Annotated in this window: 21 protein-coding genes; 6 read left to right on the forward strand and 15 right to left on the reverse strand. The window is 68.5% G+C overall.

The window, feature by feature from the left end; all coding sequences use genetic code 11:
- Positions 1–37: 37 nt before the first annotated feature.
- From ACEL92_RS15950 to ACEL92_RS15970, 5 genes are all read right to left on the reverse strand, one after another.
- The gene (locus ACEL92_RS15950; protein WP_374021700.1) at positions 38–991 is read right to left on the reverse strand and encodes a DUF58 domain-containing protein; all 954 of its coding nucleotides are present in this window, start codon (positions 989–991) and stop codon (positions 38–40) included.
- Positions 988–2,124, reverse strand: a complete 1,137-nt coding sequence (locus tag ACEL92_RS15955) for an AAA family ATPase (protein WP_374021701.1) — start codon at positions 2,122–2,124, stop codon at positions 988–990. Before ACEL92_RS15955 ends, ACEL92_RS15950 begins: the two co-directional genes overlap by 4 nt.
- Positions 2,125–2,286: 162 nt before the next feature.
- Entirely contained in the window at positions 2,287–3,042 is a 756-nt protein-coding gene (ripB, locus tag ACEL92_RS15960) for an NlpC/P60 family peptidoglycan endopeptidase RipB (protein ID WP_374021702.1), read from the reverse strand.
- A gap of 4 nt (positions 3,043–3,046) precedes the next feature.
- Entirely contained in the window at positions 3,047–4,483 is a 1,437-nt protein-coding gene (gene ripA, locus ACEL92_RS15965; protein ID WP_374021703.1) for an NlpC/P60 family peptidoglycan endopeptidase RipA, read from the reverse strand.
- 239 nt (positions 4,484–4,722) lie between these two features.
- Positions 4,723–5,271, reverse strand: a complete 549-nt coding sequence (locus ACEL92_RS15970; RefSeq protein ID WP_374021705.1) for a DUF6676 family protein — start codon at positions 5,269–5,271, stop codon at positions 4,723–4,725.
- Between the two features lie 356 nt (positions 5,272–5,627).
- On the opposite strand from ACEL92_RS15970, the gene ACEL92_RS15975 reads away from it, so the two are divergent.
- Both ACEL92_RS15975 and ACEL92_RS15980 read left to right on the forward strand, forming a co-directional pair.
- On the forward strand, positions 5,628–8,444 hold the full coding sequence (locus tag ACEL92_RS15975; protein WP_374021706.1) for an aconitate hydratase: 2,817 nt from the start codon (positions 5,628–5,630) through the stop codon (positions 8,442–8,444).
- 12 nt (positions 8,445–8,456) lie between these two features.
- Positions 8,457–9,038, forward strand: coding sequence for a TetR/AcrR family transcriptional regulator (locus tag ACEL92_RS15980; RefSeq protein ID WP_374021707.1), 582 nt, complete (start codon positions 8,457–8,459; stop codon positions 9,036–9,038).
- A 76-nt stretch (positions 9,039–9,114) separates the two neighbouring features.
- Here ACEL92_RS15980 and ACEL92_RS15985 read toward each other — a convergent pair whose 3' ends face one another.
- The 3 genes from ACEL92_RS15985 to trxA are packed head-to-tail and all read right to left on the reverse strand — an operon-like array spanning position 9,115 to position 11,992.
- Positions 9,115–10,752 carry an ABC-F family ATP-binding cassette domain-containing protein gene (locus ACEL92_RS15985; RefSeq protein WP_374021708.1) on the reverse strand — a complete coding sequence of 546 codons (1,638 nt, stop codon included), beginning with the start codon at positions 10,750–10,752 and terminating at the stop codon, positions 9,115–9,117.
- A 21-nt stretch (positions 10,753–10,773) separates the two neighbouring features.
- Entirely contained in the window at positions 10,774–11,583 is an 810-nt protein-coding gene (locus ACEL92_RS15990; RefSeq protein ID WP_374021709.1) for an enoyl-CoA hydratase, read from the reverse strand.
- 55 nt (positions 11,584–11,638) lie between these two features.
- Positions 11,639–11,992 (reverse strand): thioredoxin, encoded by a 354-nt coding sequence (trxA, locus tag ACEL92_RS15995; protein WP_374021710.1) that lies wholly within the window; start codon positions 11,990–11,992, stop codon positions 11,639–11,641.
- Positions 11,993–12,200: 208 nt separating this feature from the next.
- Here trxA and ACEL92_RS16000 point away from each other — a divergent pair, with 208 nt between their 5' ends.
- The 3 genes from ACEL92_RS16000 to ACEL92_RS16010 all read left to right on the forward strand — a co-directional run bounded on the left by ACEL92_RS16000 (position 12,201) and on the right by ACEL92_RS16010 (position 15,743).
- Positions 12,201–14,027 (forward strand): acyl-CoA dehydrogenase, encoded by a 1,827-nt coding sequence (locus tag ACEL92_RS16000; RefSeq protein ID WP_374021711.1) that lies wholly within the window; start codon positions 12,201–12,203, stop codon positions 14,025–14,027.
- Between the two features lie 228 nt (positions 14,028–14,255).
- A complete protein-coding gene (locus ACEL92_RS16005; RefSeq protein WP_374021712.1) occupies positions 14,256–14,903 on the forward strand; it encodes a DUF5666 domain-containing protein in 648 nt (215 codons plus the stop codon).
- A 102-nt stretch (positions 14,904–15,005) separates the two neighbouring features.
- Positions 15,006–15,743: a DUF5666 domain-containing protein gene (locus ACEL92_RS16010; RefSeq protein ID WP_374021713.1), complete on the forward strand. Its 738-nt coding sequence runs from the start codon at positions 15,006–15,008 to the stop codon at positions 15,741–15,743.
- A 204-nt stretch (positions 15,744–15,947) separates the two neighbouring features.
- Here the strand turns inward: ACEL92_RS16010 and ACEL92_RS16015 are convergent, their stop codons facing one another.
- The 7 genes from ACEL92_RS16015 to ACEL92_RS16045 are packed head-to-tail and all read right to left on the reverse strand — an operon-like array spanning position 15,948 to position 22,213.
- Positions 15,948–16,295 carry a metal-sulfur cluster assembly factor gene (locus ACEL92_RS16015; RefSeq protein ID WP_374021714.1) on the reverse strand — a complete coding sequence of 116 codons (348 nt, stop codon included), beginning with the start codon at positions 16,293–16,295 and terminating at the stop codon, positions 15,948–15,950.
- On the reverse strand, positions 16,270–16,770 hold the full coding sequence (gene sufU, locus ACEL92_RS16020) for a Fe-S cluster assembly sulfur transfer protein SufU (RefSeq protein WP_374026240.1): 501 nt from the start codon (positions 16,768–16,770) through the stop codon (positions 16,270–16,272). Before sufU ends, ACEL92_RS16015 begins: the two co-directional genes overlap by 26 nt.
- The gene (locus tag ACEL92_RS16025) at positions 16,767–18,008 is read right to left on the reverse strand and encodes a cysteine desulfurase (RefSeq protein WP_374021715.1); all 1,242 of its coding nucleotides are present in this window, start codon (positions 18,006–18,008) and stop codon (positions 16,767–16,769) included. The genes sufU and ACEL92_RS16025 overlap by 4 nt, the downstream gene beginning before the upstream one ends.
- 2 nt (positions 18,009–18,010) lie before the next feature.
- A complete protein-coding gene (gene sufC, locus ACEL92_RS16030) occupies positions 18,011–18,793 on the reverse strand; it encodes a Fe-S cluster assembly ATPase SufC (RefSeq protein WP_374021716.1) in 783 nt (260 codons plus the stop codon).
- Positions 18,790–19,956 carry a Fe-S cluster assembly protein SufD gene (gene sufD, locus ACEL92_RS16035; protein ID WP_374021717.1) on the reverse strand — a complete coding sequence of 389 codons (1,167 nt, stop codon included), beginning with the start codon at positions 19,954–19,956 and terminating at the stop codon, positions 18,790–18,792. Before sufD ends, sufC begins: the two co-directional genes overlap by 4 nt.
- On the reverse strand, positions 19,953–21,413 hold the full coding sequence (gene sufB, locus ACEL92_RS16040; protein ID WP_374021718.1) for a Fe-S cluster assembly protein SufB: 1,461 nt from the start codon (positions 21,411–21,413) through the stop codon (positions 19,953–19,955). The genes sufD and sufB overlap by 4 nt, the downstream gene beginning before the upstream one ends.
- A complete protein-coding gene (locus ACEL92_RS16045) occupies positions 21,410–22,213 on the reverse strand; it encodes a helix-turn-helix transcriptional regulator (RefSeq protein ID WP_374021719.1) in 804 nt (267 codons plus the stop codon). The genes sufB and ACEL92_RS16045 overlap by 4 nt, the downstream gene beginning before the upstream one ends.
- A 74-nt stretch (positions 22,214–22,287) precedes the next feature.
- Between ACEL92_RS16045 and mptB the strand changes: the two genes are divergently transcribed.
- Positions 22,288–23,991, forward strand: coding sequence for a polyprenol phosphomannose-dependent alpha 1,6 mannosyltransferase MptB (gene mptB / locus ACEL92_RS16050; RefSeq protein WP_374021720.1), 1,704 nt, complete (start codon positions 22,288–22,290; stop codon positions 23,989–23,991).

The following is a 23,991-nucleotide window of genomic DNA, read 5'->3' on the forward strand; positions in this document are numbered from 1 at the left end:
GTCTTGGTGTGTCTGTGCGCCTCGGTCAAAATGCCGGTCACTGCCGTCCCGCCATCGCCCCGCGCCTGCGGGACTCGACGAAACGGACGATGTCGGCGATCCAGTCGCGGTCGGTGCGCAGGGTCAGGATCGGCGCCCCGCAACTGCGCACGGTACGCGCCACCTCCGCGCGGTGCGCGGCGGCCGCCTTGGCGAAGTCGTCGCGCAGCTGAGGGTCGATGGTGAACTCGCGGGTGACCCCGGATTCGGCGTCCTGCAGCACGACGTCGCCGATGTCGGGCAGCTCGACGTCGCGGGGGTCGAGCACCTCGACGGCCAGCACTTCGTGACGCGCCGCGATCGCCCGCAGCGGACGCATCCAGTTGATCGGCCCGAGGAAGTCGCTGATGATCACCGCCATGCCGCGGCGGCGTTCCGGCCGGCGCAGCGCGTCGATGGTCGTCGCCAGATCCCCTCGCACGCCCACCGGCGCCCTCGGGGTGGTGGCGATGGTGCGCAACAGCGTCTGCTCGTGCTGTCGCCCGGAGCGCGCCGGGACCCGGATCGTGGTCTGGCCGTTGGAGATCAGCGCGCCGAGCCGGTTACCGCCCCCGCTGTTGAGGAATGTGATCGCCGCGGCGGCCGCCACCGCCAGGTCCCGCTTCTCGCACCCGACGGTGCCGAAGTCGAGGCTGGCCGACATGTCGACCACCAGCCAGGTTTCCAGCTCACGGTCAGCGATCATCTGCCGGACGTGGGGGTGGGTGGTGCGCGCGGTGACGGCCCAGTCCATCCGCCGGACGTCGTCACCGGGCTGGTACTCGCGCGATTCGCCCGGCTCGGAGCCCGGTCCCGGGATCAGCCCGAGGTGGTCACCGTGCAGGACGCCGTCGAGCTTGCGCTTGACCGTCAGCTCGAGTTGCCGCAGCGCCGCCGCCAGCTTCGGGTCGACGATCTGCCCGCGCTGCATCGAGGGCGGATGTGGCAACGCCGGCTGCTTGGGATTCGTCACCGACCGCTAGCCGCGCCGGCGGGCTGCATCACCGGGGGCACCGACTGCCCTTGCTGCGGAACGGCATTGACCTGAGGCAGGGCGACCGTCTGCAGCACCCGGTTGATGACGATCTCCGGGGAGATCTCGTCGGCGAGCGCGTCGTAAGTGAGCACCAGGCGGTGCCGCAGCACGTCGGGGATGACGTCCACGACGTCCTGCGGGATCACGTAATCCCGGCCGCGCACCAGCGCCAGCGAGCGGGACGCGGCGATGATGCCCAGCGAGGCGCGCGGGGACGCACCGAACGAGATCCAGGTCTTGACGTCGTTCATGCCGAGCTGCTCGGGATGGCGGGTGGCGGTCACGACGCGCACCACGTAGTCGACGAGCGCGTGGTGGACGAAGTTGTTGGCCGCGATGTCCTGCAGCCGGATCAGGTCGCCGGTGTTCAGGATCTGCTTGGGCTCGGGCGGTCGCACGCCCATCCGGTAGATGATCTCCCGTTCCTCTTCGGGCGACGGGTAGCCGACGTTGATCTTGAACAGGAAGCGGTCCCGCTGAGCCTCGGGCAGCGGGTAGACGCCCTCGTGCTCGATCGGGTTCTGGGTGGCCATCACCAGGAACGGGTTGGGCAGGTCGAACGTCTTGCCGCCGATCGACACGTGGCGTTCCTGCATGACCTCCAGCAGCGCCGACTGCACCTTGGCCGGCGCGCGGTTGATCTCGTCGGCGAGCAGGAAGTTCACCACCACCGGGCCGAGCTCGGTGTCGAATTCTTCCTTGCCCTGCCGGTAGATGCGGGTACCGATGATGTCGGTGGGCACCAGGTCGGGCGTGAACTGGATGCGCGCGAACGTGCCGCCCACCACCTTGGCGAAGGTCTCGACGGCCAGCGTCTTGGCCACGCCGGGGACACCTTCGAGCAACACGTGGCCCTTGGAGAGCAGGCCGACCAGCATCCGCTCGACGAGCTGGTCCTGACCGACGATGATCCGCTTGACCTCGAAGATGGCCCGCTCCAGGGTGTGCACCTCGGCGGCCAGGCCGTTACCGCCGCCGCCGGACGGCGCTTCATGGGCCGGCGAGCCGGAAGGACCACCCGGGCCCGAGTAACCGCTGGCGCCCTGAGGCGGCCCACCTGCTGCTGTCATCAATAACCCTCCACAGCTCATTCGGACACGACTGCCTGCACCACCACTGTCGTGGGGCCGCGACGTGCCCGCGTCCAACTATTCCAGGCCCACCGGATTCCGTCGACGCTGGTGGTTCGCCCCCGGCATCCAGCCGGGCGATCCGCCAGCAACGAACCTGGATCAGTACTCGATGATCCTAGTCAGGAACGGCGTCATGCCGGGCTTGCGAACCGGGCTGACGGTGACGTGACCGGCGAGGCTGGACGCCTCCAGCATCTGGCCGTTGCCCAGATACATCGTCACGTGCTGGCCGCCGTTCGGGCCGTAGAAGATCAGGTCGCCGCGCCGCGCCTGGTCGGGCGGGATGTGCCGGCCCGCGTTGTACTGGTCACCGGAGAACCGCGGGATCAGGACGCCGACCCCGGCGAAGCCGTACCGCATCAGGCCCGAGCAGTCGAAGCCGGTGATGTTCGCGCCGTCACCGACGCCCTTGCTCGGACCGTCGAGCGAGCCACCGCCCCACGAGTAGGGCACGCCCATCTGCGACCCCATCCGCTTGATCACGTACTCGATCGCCTGCCGGCCGTAGACCCGCGGGATCTTGCCGCCCGGGTTGGTGGGGCTGGCCGCGGTGGGAGCCGGATCTCCCAGGATGTTGATTCCGAGGCCGCCGAGGAATTGTCTGCCCAGGTCCATCGTCGTCTGGGTGGCCTGGGCGGTGGCCTGCAGCGACGCGTTGGCGACGGCAAGTGGATCGCCCGGTGCGCCGGCGCTGATCGTCGCCGGCAGGGTGGGATCCCACGCGCCGGGATCGGCCAGGGCGACGGGCGTCGGGGCGGCGACAGCCAAGGTCAGCCCGGTCACCAGGGTGGTGATCCAGGCGAAGTTGATCAGGCGAATCCGCTTGCGACGCAGGACTGTCCGTTCGATTCTCATTCGTTCACCACTCGATGTAGCGGACCACGTAGGGCGTCATGCCGCTGGTGCGCACCGGCGCGACGCGGACCTTCAGCCCGATGTCGGGAGCCTCGAGCATCTGCCCGTCGCCGAGGTAGATCGTCACGTGCTGACTGCCGCCCGGGCCGTAGAAGATGACGTCACCGCGGCGCATCTGCGAGGACGGGATCTTGCGGCCCATGTTGTACTGCGAGCCCGAGTAGTGCGGCAGCTTGATGCCCACCCCGGCGAACGAGTACAGGACCAGGCCCGAGCAGTCGAAGCCGGTGATGCCCGCGCCCGAGTCGATGCCCTTGCTGGGCCCGGCGGCGTTGCCGCCGCCCCAGGAGTACGGCACGCCGATCTGCGACATGCCGCGCCGGATCACATATTCGGTGGCCTGCCGGCCGTACACCCGCGGGATCCGCCCGGAAGTCCCGCCGGGGGTCGCGTTGGTGATGCCGGTGTCGTCGGGCTTGAGGATGCCGAGCTGCTGCAGGAAGTTGCGGCCCAGTCCGGCGGTGACCTGCGTGGAGGTGGCCGAGATGCCCAGCACCTGGTTGATGACCGCGATCGGGTCACCGGGGACGTTGGCGCTCGGGATCATCGGCAGGGTGGGGTCCCAGGCGCCGTCCCAGCGACGGGCCCCGGCCTTCGGCGCCGGGGCGCCCGGCGAGCCCGTCTCCCACCGGTCGCCCGACGTCGGGGCGGAAGGCGCGGCGGGGCCGGCCGACCACTGCCGTTGGGCGGCTTCGAGTTTCGCCTGCGCCTCGTCGCGTTCCGCCGCCAGCCGGGTGATCTGTTCGCGCTGTTCGTCGAACTTGCGCTTGGAATCGGTCAGTGCCGCCACGGCGGCGTCCTGGCTGCCCTTGGCGTCGGCGGCCGCCTTGTCGGCCTTCTGCTTGGCCAGCCGCGCCGCCGATTCCTTGTTCACCTGTTCCGTTCGCGCCCGCTGCAGCTTGGCCATCACCGTTTGCGAGCTCGCGGACAGCGTCTTGGCTGCGGCCTCGGTGGCGATGATGTCGTCGGGGCTGGTGGCGGTCAGGTAGCTGCTCGAGGGGCCGTTCATATAGGTGGCCGCCGCGAACGTGTCGAACCGCTGTTGCGCCGCGGCGATCGCGGAGTTGGCGTCCTTGACCGCCTGCTGACTGGTCTCCAGGTCGTGTTGGGCCGCGGCGACGTTGTCCCGGGAGGTCTCGACGTCCACCAGGGCCTTGTTGACGCTCTCCTGTTCCGTCTGGATTTCGGCGCTCAGATTCTCCAGGCGCTGGTTGGCCTTCGCGACGTTGGCGATCAGGCCGGCCAGGCTGTCGGCGGCGGGGTCGCCCTGCGCGAGCCCGGGCGTACAAAGCAGCAGGGCCACGCTCACGACTGATGGCACGACCGGTCGGACCAGCCTCGCGACCGGCTGCGCAGCGGAGCCCCGGCGTGTGCGTCTCATTCGACTCAGGTCTCCTACGGCTCAACGCGACGGGCGGCGCCGGCCACAGGGCTCACAAAAGGCGCCAAAGACAACACCAGCATCATTTGCACCGTACGTCACACTATTGGGCGTGCAAACGCCCCACACAAATCGCACTCTCTGCGTGCGTTTAATGTGACCGAACGGTGACCTGCCGGGTTTGCCGCGGCGGCACATTCACTCGGGGACCGGCGGGAGGTGACGCGCCGGAAAGCGTGCTAGCCCGTATTCGTCGGGGTTACTTCCTGCGCCCCGGCCGAGTCCGGCGGAGTTGCTGACCGCCTGGCGCGGACCTGCAGGAGGCGGGTGCCGACGGCGGCCGCGAAGACCGCGATCAGCAGGAAGATCGTGAGCCCCGTCCACGGGAACTCGTGGCCCTCCAGCTCGCCCACGAAATGCTGCGCGGAGACCACCGGGTTGCCGGTCTTGGCGATGTCCTCGCCGGCCTCCAGCGTGACCCGCGGGAATTGCGTGCTGTAGCTGCCGACGTAGCTCGGGCTGAGCGTCAGGACCGTCGAGTCGTGGTAGTCGGCGCCGACCACGGTGGAGATGTCGCGCAGCGGGGTGTCGTTTGGTGGGTTGTGATCGAGCAGCACGATCTTGAGGTTGATGCCGTGCGCGCGCGCCTGGTTGACCACGTCGAGCAGGCCGGGCAGGGCCGCGGCCGGCGCGCTGACACCGTCGGCTGCGACCTGCGCCTTGATCGCGGCCATGTCGACGTCCTGCGGAATGTAGAGCGGCAGGACGAAGGATTCGTGCCCGGTCATGTGGCCTCCCTGACTAGTGCTACAGGCACCGTACGCGAGGCGGGCTCGCGATCGCCCGCGCGGCGGGCGGGCAAGCCGCGAGCCGCGCTTGCCTCGCGACACATAAAGCACGCACACGACGCGCCGATGCGGGTGTGCGAGTTTTATATCTCGAGAGCGTGCCCTGGAGCCACGCCCGAGCAGCCGAACGAGGCGCTCCCGAGAGAGTCCACTCCGGGGGGTTTAAACCGCCGCGGAAGGCGACAAGACTGAACCTACGGGCGCCCCGCCGTAATGCAGGACAAGCGTACTGTTAAAGTAGCATCGCACCGCCGACACGGCCCGTCGGCGGAAGAACTTAATCCTTGGGAGTTGAAGTGAGTAAAGAAGATTCTGTGAACTCGTTCGGAGCACGCGACACCCTCAAGGTCGGCGACAAGAGTTACCAGATCTATCGTCTCGACGCCGTACCCAACACCGAGAAACTCCCCTACAGCCTCAAAGTCCTCGCCGAGAACCTACTGCGCAACGAGGACGGCGCCAACATCACCAAAGACCACATCGAGGCCATCGCGAACTGGGATCCCAAGGCCGAGCCCAGCATCGAGATCCAGTACACCCCCGCCCGCGTGGTGATGCAGGACTTCACCGGCGTGCCCTGCATCGTCGACCTGGCCACCATGCGCGAGGCGATCGGCGACCTCGGCGGCAAGGCGGAGAAGGTCAACCCGCTGGCCCCGGCCGACCTGGTGATCGACCATTCGGTGATCGCCGACCTGTTCGGCGCCGCCGACGCCTTCGAGCGCAACGTCGAGATCGAGTACCAGCGCAACGGGGAGCGTTACCAGTTCTTGCGTTGGGGCCAGGGCGCTTTCCGCGACTTCAAGGTGGTGCCGCCGGGCACCGGCATCGTGCACCAGGTCAACATCGAATACCTGGCGAGCGTGGTCATGGAGCGCGACGGGGTGGCCTACCCCGACACCTGCGTGGGCACCGACTCGCACACCACGATGGTCAACGGCCTGGGCGTGCTCGGCTGGGGCGTCGGCGGCATCGAGGCCGAGGCCGCGATGCTTGGTCAGCCGGTGTCGATGCTGATCCCGCGCGTCGTCGGGTTCAAGCTCACCGGTGAGATCCAGGCCGGCGTCACCGCCACCGACGTGGTGCTGACCGTCACCGAGATGCTGCGCAAGCACGGCGTGGTCGGCAAGTTCGTCGAGTTCTACGGCGAGGGTGTGGCCGAGGTGCCGCTGGCCAACCGCGCCACTCTCGGCAACATGAGCCCCGAATTCGGTTCCACCGCAGCGATTTTCCCGATCGACGAGGAGACCATCTCCTACCTGCGGTTCACCGGCCGCTCCGAAGAGCAGCTCGCGCTGGTCGAGGCGTACGCCAAAGAGCAGGGCATGTGGCACGACCCCAAGCACGAGCCGGCCTTCTCCGAGTACCTCGAACTGAACCTGTCCGACGTGGTGCCGTCGATCGCCGGACCGAAGCGTCCGCAGGACCGAATTGCGTTGTCCGACGCGAAGTCGACGTTCCGCGCGCAGATCGGCGACTACGTCGGCGACGACCCCGACAAGAAGGAGTACTCCAAGCTCGACGAGGCGGTCGACGAGTCCTTCCCGGCCAGCGACCCCGGGGCGCTGGAGAACGGCCATGCTGACGACGCTCCGAAGTTCGAATCCGCTGCGGCACATGCCAAAGGCCGGGTGAGCAACCCGGTGCGGGTGCGCTCGGAGGACCGCGGCGAGTTCGAGCTCGACCACGGCGCGGTGGTGATCGCCGCCATCACGTCGTGCACCAACACGTCGAACCCCGAGGTGATGCTGGGTGCGGCGCTGCTGGCGCGCAACGCCGTCGAGAAGGGGCTGACGTCCAAGCCGTGGGTGAAGACCTCGATGGCGCCGGGCTCGCAGGTGGTCAGCGACTACTACGACAAGGCCGGCCTGTGGCCCTATTTGGAGAAGCTCGGCTTCTACCTGGTCGGCTACGGCTGCACGACGTGCATCGGGAACTCCGGCCCGCTGCCCGACGAGATCTCCAAGGCCATCAACGACAACGACCTGTCGGTGTCCGCGGTGCTGTCCGGCAACCGGAACTTCGAGGGCCGGATCAACCCCGACGTGAAGATGAACTACCTGGCGTCCCCGCCGTTGGTGGTCGCCTACGCGTTGGCGGGGACCATGGACTTCGACTTCGAGTCCGAGCCGCTCGGTCGGGACAAGGACGGCAACGACGTCTTCTTGAAAGACATCTGGCCGTCGCAGAAGGACGTCTCGGACACCATCGCCTCGGCGATCAGCCAGGAGATGTTCACCAAGAACTACGCGGACGTGTTCAAGGGCGACGAGCGGTGGCGTAACCTGCCCACCCCAAGCGGCGACACCTTTGAGTGGAACCAGGATTCGACCTACGTGCGCAAGCCCCCGTACTTCGAGGGGATGGCAGCGGAGCCTGAGCCCGTCGGTGACATCACGGGTGCGCGGGTGCTGGCGCTGCTGGGCGACTCGGTGACCACCGACCACATCTCCCCCGCGGGTGCCATCAAGCCGGGCACCCCGGCCGCGCAGTACCTTGACGAGCACGGCGTCGAACGCAAGGACTACAACTCCTTCGGCTCCCGGCGCGGTAACCACGAGGTGATGATTCGCGGCACGTTCGCCAACATCCGGCTGCGCAACCAGTTGCTCGACGACGTCTCGGGTGGCTACACCCGCGACTTCACCCAGGACGGCGCTCCGCAGGCGTTCATCTACGACGCGGCGCAAAACTATGCGGCGCAGAACATTCCGCTGGTGGTGCTGGGCGGCAAGGAGTACGGCTCCGGTTCCTCACGTGACTGGGCGGCCAAGGGCACGCTGCTGCTGGGGGTGCGGGCGGTGATCGCCGAGTCGTTCGAGCGCATCCACCGCTCGAACCTGATCGGCATGGGCGTGATCCCGCTGCAGTTCCCCGAAGGCAAGTCCGCGAAGGAATTGGGGCTGGACGGCACCGAGGTGTTCGACATCACCGGCATCGAGGCGCTCAACGACGGCAAGACGCCAAAGACGGTGCACGTCAAGGCCACAAAGGATGGCAAGGACGCCGTCGAGTTCGACGCGGTGGTGCGCATCGACACCCCCGGGGAGGCCGACTACTACCGCAACGGCGGCATCCTGCAGTACGTGCTGCGCAACATGCTCAAGTCATAGCCGTCGCCGCCTGTGCCTAAAGTCAGCGAGGACCATCTGGCGGCTCGCCGCCGCCAGATCCTCGACGGCGCCCGCCGTTGCTTCGCCGAATACGGCTACGACAAGGCCACGGTGCGGCGGCTGGAGACGGCCATCGGGATGTCGCGTGGCGCGATCTTCCACCACTTCCGCGACAAGGACGCACTGTTTTTCGCGCTGGCACATGAGGACGCCGAGCGGATGGCCGACGTGGCGTCGCGCGAGGGGCTCATCCAGGTGATGCGCGACATGCTCGCCGCGCCCGACCAGTTCGACTGGCTGGCCACCAGGCTGGAGATCGCACGCAAGCTGCGCAACGACCCCGAGTTCAGCCGCGGCTGGGCGGAGCGGTCCGCGGAACTGGCGGCGGCGACGACCGATCGGTTGCGCAGGCAGAAGGAGGCGCATCGGGTGCGCGACGACGTTCCCGGCGACGTCTTGCAGTGCTATCTCGAGTTGGTGCTCGACGGCCTGGTGGCGCGGCTGGCCTCAGGCGAGGACCCGGGGCGGTTGTCCGCGGTGCTCGACCTGGTGGAGAAATCGGTGCGCCGCAACGACTCTGGGCCGCAGCGATAGGTGCGCCGCGACCGGCGCTACACCCCGGGGACCGCGCGGTGTGGTTGTGCCCGCCGCGGGCCGATTCGGCGAAGAGTCAGGCCAGTTCGATCAGGTCCCGGTACTCGTCGGACCAGAAGTCCTCGGTGCCGTCGGGCAGCAGCACGACGCGCTGCGGGTCGAGCGCCTCGGCCGCTCCCGGATCGTGGGTCACCAGCACCACCGCGCCCTGGTAACTGCGCAGCGCGTCGAGCACCTGTTCGCGCGAGGCGGGATCGAGGTTGTTCGTCGGTTCGTCGAGCAGCAGGACGTTCGCCGTCGACGCGACCAGCCCGGCCAGCGCGAGCCGCGTCTTCTCCCCGCCAGACAGGGTGCCCGCCGGTTGGTCGAGCTGGGGTCCGCTGAACATGAACGCGCCCAGCAGGCCCCGCAGATCCTGCTCGCCGGTGTCGGGCGCGGCGTGCCGGATGTTCTCCCACACGCTGGCGTCGTTGTCCAGGGTGTCGTGCTCCTGCGCGAAATAGCCCATGCGCAAGCCGTGTCCGGGCTCCAGGCCGCCGGTGTCGGGCTCCTCGGTGCCGGCCAGCAGTCGCAGCAGCGTGGTCTTGCCGGCGCCGTTGAGCCCCAGGACCACCACCCGCGAGCCGCGGTCGATGGCCAGGTCCACGCCGGTGAACACCTCCAGCGACCCGTATGACTTGCTCAATCCCTTGGCCACCAACGGGGTACGCCCGCACGGGGCCGGGGTGGGGAACTTGATGCGGGCGACCTTGTCGGCGACCCGTTCCTCGTCGAGCGCGGCCATCATCCGGTCGGCGCGGCGCAACATGTTCTGGGCGGCAACGGCTTTCGTGGCCTTGGCGCCCAGCTTCGCGGCCTGCGTGCGCAGCGCGGTGGCCTTGCGTTCGGCGTTGGCGCGCTCGCGGCGACGGCGCTGCTCGTCGGTGGCCCGGGCGTCGAGGTACTTCTGCCAACCCATGTTGTAGACGTCGACCTCGCCGCGCACGGCGTCGAGAAACCACACCCGGTTGACCACGTCGGCGAGCAACTCGACGTTGTGACTGATGATCACCAGCCCGCCGGTGTGGGCGCGCAGGAAATCACGCAGCCAGCCAACCGAATCCGCGTCCAGGTGGTTGGTGGGCTCGTCGAGCAGCAGGGTGGTCTCTGAACCCGAAGCACCGGCTCCGCCTTCCGACGCGGCGAACAGGATCCGCGCCAGCTCCACTCGGCGGCGTTGGCCGCCCGACAGCGTGCGCAGCTTCTGCGTCAGCACCCGGTCCGGCAATCCCAGGCTCGCGCAGATGCGGCTGGCCTCGCTCTCGGCGCCGTAGCCGCCCAACGCGACGAATCGCTCCTCCAGCTGCCCGTACCGGCGAATGGCGCGATCTCGGGCGTCGTCGTCGGCGACCTCGGCCATCAATGCCTGCTGCTTCTCCAGGTCGGTGAGCAAAACGTCCAGGCCGCGCGCGGACAGCACCCGGTCGCGGGCCAGCACGTCGAGGTCCCCCTCTTTGGGATCCTGTGGCAGATAACCGATTTCGCCGGCGCGGACCACCGACCCAGCGTACGGTTCGGTCTCCCCGGCCAGGATGCGCAGGGTGGTCGTCTTGCCGGCACCGTTGCGCCCCACCAGTCCGATGCGGTCGCCGGGCTGCACGCGCAGGTCCGGCCCGTCGGGTGAGAGCAGGATGCGCGCACCAGCGCGGACCTCCAGGTCCGTGGCCGTGATCACATCTACTCCCTCATGTCGTGGCTACTTGTCGTCGGTGAAAACCGCGGGGCGTCGCTCCGCGCGCGCGGCAACCGCTTCTTCGAAGTTGGCGGTGAGCAGACGGACGAACAGCTGACCCAAGCCTTCGGCTTGCATGTGCCCCTCCAGGCTACCGGCGTCCAGTCCACTCCACAGTGTGCGCTTGGTCAATTCGATGCCCGGCCGCGAGAACGCCGCTATCCGGGCGGCGATGGCGTAGCAGGTGTCCAGCAGTTGCTCGTCGGGCACCTGGCACGACACCAGTCCGATCCGCTCGGCCTCCTCGGCGGTGACGTCGCGACCGGTCAACATGATTTCGAATGCCCGCGACGATCCGATGGCCCTGGGCAGCAGGTAACTCAGCCCCAGCTCGCTGGCGGTCAGGCCGTTGTTGATGCCGGCCGCGCGAAAATACGCGCCGGTCGCGGCGACCCGGATGTCGGCGGCCAACGCCAGACACAGCCCCCCGCCGATGGCCGGGCCGTTGACCGCGGCGATCACGGGTTGGTGCAGGCGTCGCAGCCCCAGGATGACCTCGTCGAGGACCTCCATGGAGCGCAGCGCGTACGTGGGGCGGGTCAGTCCCTCGACGTGGGGCACCGAGCCTGCGGACTTGTGGTCCGCCCCCGAGGAGAATCCGCGCCCCGCCCCAGTCAGGACGACCACGCGCACGGAATTGTCGTACCTGACCTTCTCCAGGGACTCTTTCAGCGGCACCATGACGTCGAACGCCATGGAATTCATTCGCTCGGGCCGATTGAGGGTTATCAGCGCGACGCCGGGCCGCGGGTGCTCTACCAGTACCAGACTCACCCAAGCAACCTAGCGCGTGAGCCGGCCCCGCCCTGCCTTTGCCGCGATGTCGGAGCTATTCGGCCTGGCCGGCCTCGGCCGCGTCGACGTCGAAGGCCCTGATTTGCTGGACCAGGTCTTCCAGCGCCGCCGGCGGCAGCGCCCCGGCCTGGTTGAACAGCAGCTTGCCCTTCTTGAAGGCCATCAGCGTGGGGATGGACCGGATCTGGGCGGCGGCGGCCAGTTGCTGTTCGGCCTCGGTGTCGACCTTGGCGTGCACGATGTCGGGGTGCTTCTCCGCGGAGGCCTGGAAAGTGGGCCCGAACTGGCGGCATGGCCCGCACCAGGAGGCCCAGAAGTCGACGAGCACGATGTCGTTGCCCTCGATGGTCTCGTTGAACTTCTCGGCGGTGAGATCGAGTGTGGTCACGTTTTGGGTAACGCGGGGGCCAACCGTGGTGTTCCCGGGTCGGGAAGCCGGCCGAGTTTGCCTCGGGCCGCTGCACCCGCTTTTTCCCCACCGCAACCGCCGCGTAACCCGCCGGCGCCCCCTCGTAGGTTACGGTTGCGTACGTTTTCCCACGTCGGAGACACTGAGCGGACGATCCGCCGCGTCAAGGGACCAGTGAGGAATCGCGTTGGGCCACTACATCGCTAACGTCCGTGATCTTGAGTTCAACCTGTTCGAAGTGCTCGACATGGGCGCCGTGCTGGGCACCGGACGCTACAGCGACCTCGACGCGGAGACGGTGCGGACAATTCTCGACGAAGCCGCGCGCCTGGCCGAAGGTCCGGTGGCCGAGTCCTTCGCCTTCGCCGACCGCAATCCGCCGGTCTTCGACCCGGCCACCCACACGATCAGCGTGGCGCCCGAACTGGCCAAAACGGTGCAGGCGATCAAAGAGGCCGGTTGGTGGCGACTGATGCTCGACGAAGAGATCGGCGGCATGGCCGCGCCGCCGCCGCTGGCGTGGGGCGTCAACGAGATGATCATCTGCGCCAACCCGTCCGCGAACTTTTTCAGCCTCGGACCGTTGATGGCCCAGGCCCTGTATGTCGAGGGCAACGAAGAACAGCGGCGCTGGGCGGCCGAGGGTGTGGAGCGGGGCTGGGCGGCCACCATGGTCCTCACCGAGCCCGACGCGGGCTCCGACGTCGGAGCCGGCCGCGCCAAGGCCATCGCGCAACCGGACGGCACCTGGCACATCGAGGGCGTCAAGCGGTTCATCTCGGGCGGCGACGTGGGCAACACCGCGGACAACATCTTCCACCTCGTGCTCGCCCGCCCGGAGGGCGCGGGCCCGGGCACCAAGGGACTGAGCTTGTTCTACGTGCCCGAGTATCTTTTCGATCCCGAGACGTTCGAACTCGGGCCCCGCAACGGGGTTTTCGTCACCGGGGTGGAGCACAAGATGGGGATCAAGTCCTCGCCCACCTGTGAACTGACGTTCGGCGCTACGGATCTGCCCGCGGTCGGCTACCTCGTCGGTGACGTGCACAACGGGATCGCGCAGATGTTCACAGTGATCGAGCACGCGCGCATGACGATCGGCGTCAAGGCGGCCGGCACGTTGTCCACGGGCTACCTGAACGCGCTGGCGTTCGCCAAGGAGCGGGTGCAGGGCGCCGACCTCACGCAAATGTCCGACAAGACGGCACCGCGGGTCACCATCATCCACCACCCCGACGTGCGACGCAGCCTGATGACGCAGAAGGCCTACGCCGAGGGGTTGCGGGCGCTCTACATGTACGCGGCAGCGCACCAGGACGACGCCGTGGCCCAACATGTTTCGGGTGCCGACCACGACATGGCGCACCGCGTGGACGACCTGTTGCTGCCGATCGTGAAAGGCGTCAGCTCGGAACGGGCCTACGAGATCCTGACCGAGTCACTGCAGACGCTCGGCGGTTCGGGCTTCCTGCAGGACTACCCGCTGGAGCAGTACATCCGGGACTCCAAAATCGATTCGCTCTACGAGGGCACCACGGCCATCCAGGCGCTGGACTTCTTCTTCCGCAAGATCGTCCGCGACCGCGGGCAGGCCCTGCAGTTCGTGACCGCTCAGATCACCGCGACGATCGATGCGTGCGACGACGCGCTCAAACCGCAGGCCGAGCTGCTGCAGACCGCGCTCGACGAGGTCACCGCGATGACGGGCGCCTTGACCGGGTACCTGATGTCCGCCGCGCAACATCCCACCGAGATCTACAAAGTGGGGCTCGGATCGGTGCGGTACCTGCTCGCGGTCGGCGACCTGCTCATCGGCTGGCGGCTGCTGGTGCAGGCCGGGGTCGCGCAGGCGGCGCTGGCGGGCGCGGACGGGAAAGACGCGGCGTTCTACCGGGGCAAGGTGGCGACGTCGGCGTTCTTCGCCAAGAACATGCTGCCCAAGCTCACGTCCCTGCGCCAAGTCATCGAGTCGATCGACGACGAGGTCATGCGCGTGCCCGAACAGGCGTTTTGACCAGACCGCATTACACACAGGTTAGCTACAGCTCCAACTGGTAATACCCATTGGCGTTGGGTCCCACCACGATTGGAGAAAACCTCGATGCCTGCCAGTTGTCCGACGCCTCCGCTCACCCGGTTAGCGGTCCTCACGGCCGCGGGGGTCACCGCGCTGTCGCTCGCCGCGTGCAGCTCGTCCAACAAAGCCAGCCCGACGACGTCGACTTCGACGTCTACCTCGGTAGTGACCTCGACGACCACGTCGCCGGCTCCGGCCAACGGTGAAGCACGGGTCAGTGGCCTGATCGCGTCGGTGGCGGGCAACTCCGTGCAGGTCACCAAGGAAGACAACTCCACCGCCGCGGTGAACTTCACCTCGACCACCAAGGTCACCGAAACGACGCCCGCCGCGCTGACCGACGTCACCTCCGGCAGCTGCGTGACCGTGCGGCCCACCCAGGAAGCCCAGGGCGGCCAGCCCGTCACCGCGGCGTCCGTGAAGGTCAGCCCCTCCGTCAACGGCGCCTGCCCGGCCAAGCCGGCGGGCCAGGGCTCCGGCCCGGGTCCGTCGACCCCGCCGCCCCCCGGCTCGCCCGCCCCGGCCCCCAAGCCGGCGCCGGTGCGCGGCTCGGTGGCGTCCGTGTCGGGTAACACCATCAACGTCACGGGCACCGACCCTGGTGGCAACACCACCCAGACCGCGGTGACGGTCGACGACAAGACCAAGTACAGCAAGCAGGCGTCCGCGACCACCGACGCGATCGCGCAGGGTAAGTGCCTGTGGGCTCGCGGAACGATGGACAACGGCACGCTGCAGGCGACCAGCATCAACGTGCGGCAGGCCAATGACGGCAAGTGCGGCAAACCCAAGCAGCCCGGGCAGGGCGGCTAACAAAGCCGCTGAGATTACCGTCACAACGGGCGGGCGCGGTGGTGAAAACCGCGCCCGCCCGGGTACCCGTTGGCGACGGCCAACGCGAACGGAGTTGTGACGATGCCAGCCATGTCGGTGAACAACACCCGGCTGGCTCGGATGGCGCTCGTCGCCGTCGTCGCGGTCATCATCCTCAGCGTCGCGATGTGCCGTTCGAGCCATACCGATACCGGCAATGCCGCCAAGCCGTCGGTGCCGACAGCGGTCCCGCCCAGCCCGCCGCCGAGCGCGGCGCCGCCGCCCCCGGCGCCCCCGCCCGTGGGCAAGGACTACGTCGAGGGCATGGTCCAGTCGGTGGCCGGCGACAAGATTCAGCTCAGAACGCGCAGCGGCTCGGCGACGGTGGACTTCGCCCCGGCGACACCCGTCTTCCAGGTGGCCCCGGCCAAGCTGCCCGATGTCACCCCGGGCAGCTGTGTGAACGTGCGGGCCACCCCGCAAAGTTCACCGGCCGCCGGTGTCACTGCGCAGACCGTCATGATCACGTCGGCCGTCGATGGCAAGTGCCCGCCGCCCGCCGGCTTCTACGGCACGGTCGCGTCGGTGTCGGGCAACACGATCGCCGTCAACGGGCTTGGCCCCAGCGGCCCCACTACGGTGACGGTCAACGACGCGACGTCCTACAAGAAGCAGACGATCAGCAACACCCAGGCGATCACCAACGGCACCTGCATGGGAGCCCAGGGGACGAACGACGGCGGCGCGCTGCAGGCGACGACCATCAGCCTGGAACAGTGCCCGCCGATGGGGCGTCCACACCACCATCTGCACCTGCCACACCTGCCCTTCCACCTTTAGCGGCGATCGCAAGCGCGGCGAAGCCGGGCGCAGCGGGTCGCCGCCATCGGGCTTAGCGGCGATCGCAAGCGCGGCGAAGCCGGGCGCAGCGGGTCGCCGCCATCGGGCTTAGCGGCGATCGCAAGCGCGGCGAAGCCGGGCGCGGCGGGTCGCCGCTAGGGCCTCGCGACGATCGGAAGCCGGGCGCAGCGGGTCGCCGCCGATCTAGACGGTAAAGCCCAGGGCACGCAGTTGCTCGCGCCCGTCCTCGGTGATCTTGTCCGGGCCCCACGGCGGGTTCCACACCCAGTTGATCCGCAGGTCGTCGACCAGACCGCTGCTGACCAGCGCGCTGCGGGACTGGTCCTCGATGACGTCGGTCAGCGGGCAGGCCGCCGAGGTCAGCGTCATGTCGATCAGGGCGACGGTTCCGTCGTTGCCCTCTTCCACGTTGAGCCCGTAGACCAGCCCGAGATCGACGACGTTGATGCCCAATTCGGGGTCGACGACGTCGCGCATCGCCTCCTCGAGGTCGGCAATGAATTCGTCATCCGGTGCGGCGGTCTCGCTCATCTTTCTCCTCCTCGAAGTCCGCGCCCGTGTCCGAGCAAGCCTGGGCCAACGCGTCCTTGAACGCCATCCACCCCAGCAGGGCGCATTTCACCCGGGCCGGGTATTTGGCCACCCCGGCGAACGCGATCCCGTCGCCCAGGACGTCCTCGTCGCCCTCGACCGTGCCGCGCGAGGACACCATCTCGGTGAACGCGCTGACGGTCTTCAGCGCCTCGGGCACGGTCTGACCGATCACCTGCTGCGTGAGCACCGAGGTGGCCGCCTGGCTGATCGAACAGCCCTGGCCGTCATAGGAGACGTCCGCGACGCGCTGACCGTCGTCGGACAGCGCGACGCGCAGGGTCACCTCGTCGCCACAGACCGGGTTGACGTGGGAAACCTGCGCGCCGAACGGCTCCCGCAGCCCCCGGTGCTGGGGGTGCTTGTAGTGATCCAGGATCACGTCCTGATACATCTGCTCCAGGCGCACGGTCAGTCTCTCCCGAAGAATTCCAGCGCGCGCCGCACGCCGGCCACCAACCGCTCGACCTCGTCGGCGGTGTTGTACACGGCGAAGGACGCCCGGGCGGTGGCCGCCACGCCGAACCGGCGGTGCAACGGCATCGCGCAGTGATGCCCCACGCGCACCGCGACACCGTCGTCGTCGAGCACCTGCCCAACGTCGTGCGCGTGCACGCCGTCGACGACGAAAGAGACTGGCGAGCCGCGGTTCTCCATGACGGTCGGCCCGACGATCCGCACACCCTCGATGTCTGCGAGGCCCTCGAGGGTCGCGGCGACCAGATCGCGCTCGTGCGCGCGCACCGCGTCCATGCCGATGGCACTCAAATAGCGCGCGGCGGCGCCCAACCCGACGACCTGAGACGTCATCGGCGTGCCGGCCTCGAATCGTTGCGGCGCCGGGGCGTACGTCGACGCCTCCATGGTCACCGTCTCGATCATCGACCCGCCGGTGAGGAAGGGCGGCAGCTGCGACAGCACCTCGCGCCGGGCGTAGAGCGCGCCGACCCCATTGGGGGCCAACATCTTGTGGCCGGAGAAGGCGGCGAAGTCGACGCCGAGCGCGTGCAGGTCGACCGGCTCGTGCGGCACCGACTGGCAGGCGTCCAGCACGGTGACGGCGCCGACGGCGCGAGAGCGGCTGACCAGTTCCGCCACCGGTGCCACCGCGCCGGTCACGTTCGAATGATGGCTGAAGGCAACGACTTTCACGCGTTCGTCGAGCTCCAGCGAATCCAAATCGATGCGCCCGTCGTCGGTCACGCCGAACCAGCGCAGCGTGGCGCCGCTGCGACGGGCCAGCTCCTGCCAGGGCACGATGTTCGCGTGGTGCTCCAGCTCGGTGGTGACGATCACGTCGCCCTCACCCACCGCCCGGTCGAACCTCTTGTCGCCCAGCACGTATGACGCCAGGTTGAGCGCCTCGGTGGCGTTGCGGGTGAAGACCAGCTCGTCGGCGTGGGCGCCGACGAACGCCGCGACGTCGGCGCGGCCCTGTTCGTAGGCGTCGGTCGCCTCCTCCATCAGCTGGTGCGCGCCACGATGCACCGCGCCGTTGGAGGTGATCAGGAACTCGCGTTCGGCGTCGAGCACCTGCAGCGGGCGCTGCGACGTCGCGCCGGAATCCAGGTACGCCAACTGCTTCCCGCCGCGCATCACGCGCTTCAGGATGGGAAAGTCAGCGCGGATGGCGTCGACATCCAGTGCGGTCATGCCTACGCTCCCGCGGCCGCCGCTTCGGTGAAGCGCACGTAGCCGTTCTCCTCGAGCTCGTCGGCCAGCTCGGGACCGCCGGATTCGACGATCCGTCCCCCGACGAACACGTGCACGAACTGCGGGCGGATGTAACGCAGGATCCGGGTGTAGTGGGTGATCAACAGGATGCCGCCGTGTTCGGCCTCCGCGTAGCGGTTCACGCCCTCGCTGACCACCCGCAGCGCGTCCACGTCCAACCCGGAGTCGGTCTCGTCGAGGATGGCGATCTTGGGCTTGAGCAGACCCAGCTGCAGGATTTCGTGGCGCTTCTTCTCCCCGCCGGAAAACCCTTCGTTGACACTGCGTTCGGCGAACGCCGGGTCGATGTCGAGGTCGGCCATTGCGGCCTTGACCTCCTTGACCCAATGCCGCAGTTTCGGCGGCTCGCCGCGGACGGCGGTGGCGGCGCTGCGCAGGAAGTTCGACATCGATACGCCCGGCACCTCGACGGGGTACTGCATGGCCAAAAACAGCCCGGCGCGGGCACGTTCGTCGACGCTCATGTCCAGCACGTCCTGGCCGTCGAGCGTGATCGACCCGGACGTCACCCGATACTTCGGGTGGCCGGCGATGGCGTAGGACAGCGTGGACTTGCCCGAGCCGTTCGGCCCCATCACGGCATGCGTCTCACCTGACTTGACGGTCAGGTTGACGCCGTTGAGGATTCCGATCTCGCGGCTGCCCTCGGGGGCGTTGGGATCTTCGACGCTGACGTGCAGGTCTTTAATGTCCAAAGTCGTCATGACGCTGTTGTCTTCTCCGTGATTTCCAGTTCGTGTTCGATGGCGGCGGTCAGGCGTTCGCGGATCTCCGGCACGGCGATCTTGGCGATGATCTCGCCGAAGAAGCCGCGCACCACCAGCCGGCGCGCCTGGTCCTCGGGGATGCCGCGGGCCCGCAAGTAGAACAGTTGCTCGTCGTCGAAACGTCCGGTGGCACTGGCGTGCCCGGCGCCGACGATCTCGCCGGTCTCGATCTCCAGGTTGGGCACCGAGTCGGCGCGCGCCCCGTCGGTGAGAACCAGGTTGCGGTTCACCTCGAAGGTGTCGGTGTCTGTGGCGTCGGCGCGGATCAGCACGTCACCCACCCAGACGGTGTGCGCATCGGGGAGCTGCGAGGACGGATCCCCTTGCAGCGCACCCTTGTACAGCACGTTCGACTTGCAGTTCGGCTGCGCGTGGTCGACCAGCAGCCGCGATTCCAGGTGCTGCCCGTCGTCGGCGAAGTACAGGCCGAGCAGCTCGGCGTCCCCGCCCGGGGCGGCGTAGCGCACGTTGGCCGACATCCGCACCACCTCGCCACCGAGGGTGACGGCGACGTGGCGCAGCACCGCGTCCTTGCCCAGCTTGGCGTGGTGCGCGCTGAGATGGACCATGTCGTCGGCCCAGTCGGCGACCCACACCACGGTGAGCCGGGCGGCATCGCCGACGATCAACTCGACGTTGTCGGCGTAGGTTCCACTCCCCCGGTGGTCGATCACCACGACCGCCTCGCCGAGTTCGGCGACGCTGATCTGCAGGTGTCCGTAGGCCACCGCGCCGGCACCCGGCCCCGTCACCGTGATGTTGATCGGCCCGGCGACCTGGGTGTCGCGGCCGACGCTTACCAGCGTCGCGGAGTTGAACGACGAAAACGCTTGCGCGGCAACCCGATCGGTGGGCACACCGGCGCGGCCCAGCCGCTCGTCGCCGCGGCGCACGGTTTCGACCTGCACGCCCGGTTGCTCGTCGACGCTGATCTGCGCCTTGCCGGTGGCCTGAGCCGAGCCGTCGTGCAGCCCGCGCAGCCGCCGCAGCGGGGTGAACCGCCAGATCTCGTCGCGCCCGCTGGGCACCTCGAAGGCGTCCACGTCGAAGGACGCGAACAACTCGCCCTTGTTCAGGGCGGCAGCAGCGGTGGCGGTCATCCGACCGCGCCCTCCATCTGCAGCTCGATCAGCCGGTTGAGCTCCAGGGCGTACTCCATGGGCAGCTCTTTGGCGATCGGCTCGACGAAACCGCGCACCACCATCGCCATCGCCTCGTCCTCGGTCAGCCCGCGGCTCATCAGGTAGAACAGCTGGTTGTCGCTGACCTTGGACACCGTGGCCTCGTGGCCCATCGTGACGTCATCCTCGCGGATGTCGACATAGGGGTAAGTGTCGCTGCGGCTGATCGTATCGACGAGCAGCGCATCGCATTTCACGCTGGAACGCGATCCGTGCGCGCCCTTGTTCACCTGCACCAGGCCCCGGTAGGAGGTGCGGCCGCCGCCGCGGGCCACCGACTTCGAGACGATGTTGCTCGACGTGTTGGGCGCCAGGTGCAGCATCTTGGCGCCGGCGTCCTGGTGCTGACCCTCCCCGGCGAAAGCGACCGAGAGAACCTCGCCCTTGGCGTGCTCGCCGGTCATCCAGACGGCCGGGTACTTCATGGTCACCTTGGACCCGATGTTGCCGTCGACCCACTCCATCGTCGCGCCGGCCTCGGCCCGCGCCCGCTTGGTGACCAGGTTGTAGACGTTGTTCGACCAGTTCTGAATCGTGGTGTAACGGCAACGGCCGCCGGGCTTTACGATGATCTCCACCACCGCCGAGTGCAACGAGTCGGACGTGTAGATGGGCGCGGTGCAGCCCTCCACGTAATGCACGTAAGCGTTTTCGTCGACGATGATCAGGGTCCGCTCGAACTGGCCCATGTTCTCGGTGTTGATCCGGAAGTAGGCCTGCAGCGGGATGTCGACGTGCACGCCGGGCGGAACGTAGATGAAGGATCCGCCGCTCCACACCGCGGTGTTCAGGGCGGAGAACTTGTTGTCCCCGGCCGGGATCACGGTGCCGAAGTACTGCTGGAAGAGCTCGGGGTGTTCCCGCAGGCCGGTGTCGGTGTCGAGGAAGATGACACCCTGCGATTCCAGGTCCTCGCGGATCTGGTGGTACACCACCTCGGACTCGTACTGGGCGGCCACACCGGCGACCAGCCGCTGCTTCTCGGCCTCCGGGATGCCCAACCGGTCATAGGTGTTCCGGATGTCCTCGGGCAGGTCATCCCAACTGGCGGCCTGCTTTTCGGTGGACCGCACGAAGTACTTGATGTTGTCGAAGTCGATGCCCGCGAGGTTCGAGCCCCACGTCGGCATCGGCTTGCGATCGAAGATGCGCAGCGCCTTCAGCCGGGTCTGCAGCATCCATTCGGGCTCGTTCTTCTTCGCCGAGATGTCGCGAACCACCGCCTCGGACAGCCCGCGCTGGGCGCTGGCTCCGGCGGTGTCGGAGTCCGCCCAGCCATAGCCGTAGCGGCCCAGCGAGGCGATCGTCTGCTCCTGGGTCAACGGCTCTGCTTCTCCCGCTTTAAAGGCCTTCTGGGCCTCTGGCGTGAGGGTCATAACGACGCTCCTTCGATGCTCGTGGTGTCACGACGCGGGCTGGGCGCCGGGGTAAGTGGCACGTGGGTGGTGCAGGCGCAGTTTCCGTTGACGATGGTCGCCAACCGCTGCACGTGGGTCCCGAGCACCTCGGCCATGGCCTGCTGCTCGGCTTCACACAACTCGGGGAATTCCTCGGCGACGTGCGACACCGGGCAGTGGTGCTGGCAGATCTGTACGCCGTGGATCGGGCCGCCGACCCGCGTCGTGGTGGCGACGTAACCCGCCTTGGTCAGCGCGCCGGCCACCCGCTCGGCGGCCGCCTCGACTTCGGCGTCGTCGTCGCCCTCGGCCGACGGTACCCCGGCCAGGATCGAGTCGATCCGTTGGCGGGCGAACGTGCGGACCGCATCCTCGCCGCCGATCTCCCGCAGCTGCCGCATGGCCGCGGCGGCGAGGTCGTCGTAGGCGTGGTCGAGCTTGGCGCGGCCCCCCGCGGTGAGCCGGAAGCGCTTGGCGGGACGCCCGCGGCCCACCTGCTGCCACGCCGCGGCGGGCACCGACTCGGCGTCGCCCGCCTCGATCAGGGCGTCGAGGTGGCGTCGCACGCCGGCGGCGGCCAGCCCGAGCCGGTCACCGATCTCGCCGGCGGTGATCGATCCGGACTCCACCAGCAGGCGCACGATCGCGCGGCGGGTGTGGCCATCCGGCACCGCCGCGCCCACGGCGGCGTCATCGAAGCCGGTTCGGATTTTCACAACACCAGTGTGACGCAATTCCGGGAATCGGTCTACCAAGGGTGCCCTGACCGGGCGTTGCACTGGTCACAGTGAGTGCAACGCGGGGCGACCCGCCGGGCACGAGGCGCGGCGACCCCGACGGTTACGCTGCTCTGATGGCAGCCCGCCACCACGTGCTGAGCTCGTCGATCGCCAGCCTGCATGGCGACGAGCAGACGGTGGGCACGCCGCTGAACGATACCGAGCTCACCGCGCTGCAGCGCACCCGCCTCTTCGGCGCGACTGGCACCATCCTGATGGCCATCGGCGCGCTGGGCGCCGGCGCCCGGCCCGTGGTCCAGGACCCGACCTTCGGGGTGCGGTTGCTCAACCTGCCGTCCCGTATCCAGACCGTGTCCCTGACGATGACGACCACCGGCGCGGTCATGATGGCGCTGGCCTGGCTGATGCTCGGGCGGTTCGCGCTGGGCAGCAGGCGGATGTCGCGCGGGGACCTCGACCGCACGCTGCTGCTGTGGACGCTGCCGCTGCTGATCGCGCCGCCGATGTACAGCAAAGACGTCTACTCCTACCTGGCCCAGAGCCAGATCTCGCTGGAGGGGCTCGACCCCTATCGGGTGGGCCCGGCGTCCGGGCTCGGGCTGTCCCACGTCTTCACGCTTTCGGTGCCCACGCTGTGGCGGGAGACGCCGGCGCCCTACGGTCCGCTGTTCTTGTGGATCGGGCGCGGCATCTCGGCCATCACCGGGGAGAACATCGTCGCCGCCGTGCTGTGCCACCGGCTCGTCGAGCTGATCGGCGTGGGCTTGATCGTCTGGGCGACTCCGCGGCTGGCCCGGCGCTGCGGCGTCGCGGAGGTCAGCGCGCTGTGGCTGGGCGCCGCCAACCCGCTGCTGATCATGCATCTGGTCGCCGGCGTCCACAACGAGGCGCTGATGCTCGGGCTGATGCTGGCCGGCGCCGAGTTCGCGCTGCGGGGCCTGGACTCGGCGCGCTCATCGCGGCTGTTGCCTTCCTCCTGGCGGCCCGGTCCCGATTGGGAACCGCTGGGCTTGCTGCTGGCCGGCGCGGTCCTGATCGTGCTGTCGTCACAGGTCAAGCTGCCGTCGCTGCTGGCGCTGGGCTTCGTCACGATGGCGCTCGCCTACCGCTGTGGGGGCAACCTGCGGGCGCTGTTGCTGGCGGGCGGCGCGATGAGCGCGCTGTCGTTGGCGGTGATGGCGGTCGTCGGCTGGGCCAGCGGCCTCGGTTTCGGCTGGATCTACACGCTGGGCACCGCCAACGTGGTGCGCAGCTGGATGTCGCCGCCGACGCTGCTCGCCCTGGGCACCGGGCAGGTGGGCATCCTGCTGGGGCTGGGCGATCACACCACCGCGGTGCTGGGCCTCACCCGCGCCATCGGCGTGCTGATCATCACGGTGATGGTCGGCTGGCTGCTGGTGGCCGTCTTCCGCGGGCGGTTGCATCCCATCGGCGGCCTGGGCGTGGCGCTGGGCGTCACGGTGCTGCTGTTTCCCGTCGTTCAGCCCTGGTATTTGCTGTGGGCGATCATCCCGCTCGCGGCCTGGGCGACCCGCAGCGGCTTCCGCGTCGCGGTCATCGTCATCACCCTGGTCGTCGGCATCTTCGGCCCGACGGCCAACGGCGACCGCTTCGCGCTGTTCCAGATCGTCGACGCGACCCTGGCCAGCACCGTGATCGTGGCGGTCCTCATCGCGGTGACCTACACCCGCCTGCCGTGGCGGCGGCTCCCGGCCGACAGCGCCGAACCGCAACAGACGACCGCCGAAACGGCGCCCGCGACCGCTCAGACCCCCCGCCCGGCGGCGGCGCCTGACGCCTACGCTGATTCCACGTGA

The sequence above is a fragment of the Mycobacterium hainanense genome, from assembly GCF_041890355.1.
Classification (GTDB): domain Bacteria; phylum Actinomycetota; class Actinomycetes; order Mycobacteriales; family Mycobacteriaceae; genus Mycobacterium; species Mycobacterium hainanense.

What these genes read in the sequence shown, in the direction of transcription:
- sufB (WP_374021718.1), bottom strand. Translation starts at nt 21,413, where the DNA reads ATGACCCTCACGCCAGAGGCCCAGAAGGCCTTTAAAGCGGGAGAAGCA.
- mptB (WP_374021720.1), top strand. Translation starts at nt 22,288, where the DNA reads ATGGCAGCCCGCCACCACGTGCTGAGCTCGTCGATCGCCAGCCTGCAT.
- sufC (WP_374021716.1), bottom strand. Translation starts at nt 18,793, where the DNA reads ATGACGACTTTGGACATTAAAGACCTGCACGTCAGCGTCGAAGATCCC.
- ACEL92_RS16025 (WP_374021715.1), bottom strand. Translation starts at nt 18,008, where the DNA reads ATGACCGCACTGGATGTCGACGCCATCCGCGCTGACTTTCCCATCCTG.
- ripA (WP_374021703.1), bottom strand. Translation starts at nt 4,483, where the DNA reads ATGAGACGCACACGCCGGGGCTCCGCTGCGCAGCCGGTCGCGAGGCTG.
- ACEL92_RS15955 (WP_374021701.1), bottom strand. Translation starts at nt 2,124, where the DNA reads ATGACAGCAGCAGGTGGGCCGCCTCAGGGCGCCAGCGGTTACTCGGGC.
- ACEL92_RS15970 (WP_374021705.1), bottom strand. Translation starts at nt 5,271, where the DNA reads ATGACCGGGCACGAATCCTTCGTCCTGCCGCTCTACATTCCGCAGGAC.
- sufD (WP_374021717.1), bottom strand. Translation starts at nt 19,956, where the DNA reads ATGACCGCCACCGCTGCTGCCGCCCTGAACAAGGGCGAGTTGTTCGCG.
- ACEL92_RS16010 (WP_374021713.1), top strand. Translation starts at nt 15,006, where the DNA reads ATGCCAGCCATGTCGGTGAACAACACCCGGCTGGCTCGGATGGCGCTC.
- ACEL92_RS16015 (WP_374021714.1), bottom strand. Translation starts at nt 16,295, where the DNA reads ATGAGCGAGACCGCCGCACCGGATGACGAATTCATTGCCGACCTCGAG.
- ripB (WP_374021702.1), bottom strand. Translation starts at nt 3,042, where the DNA reads ATGAGAATCGAACGGACAGTCCTGCGTCGCAAGCGGATTCGCCTGATC.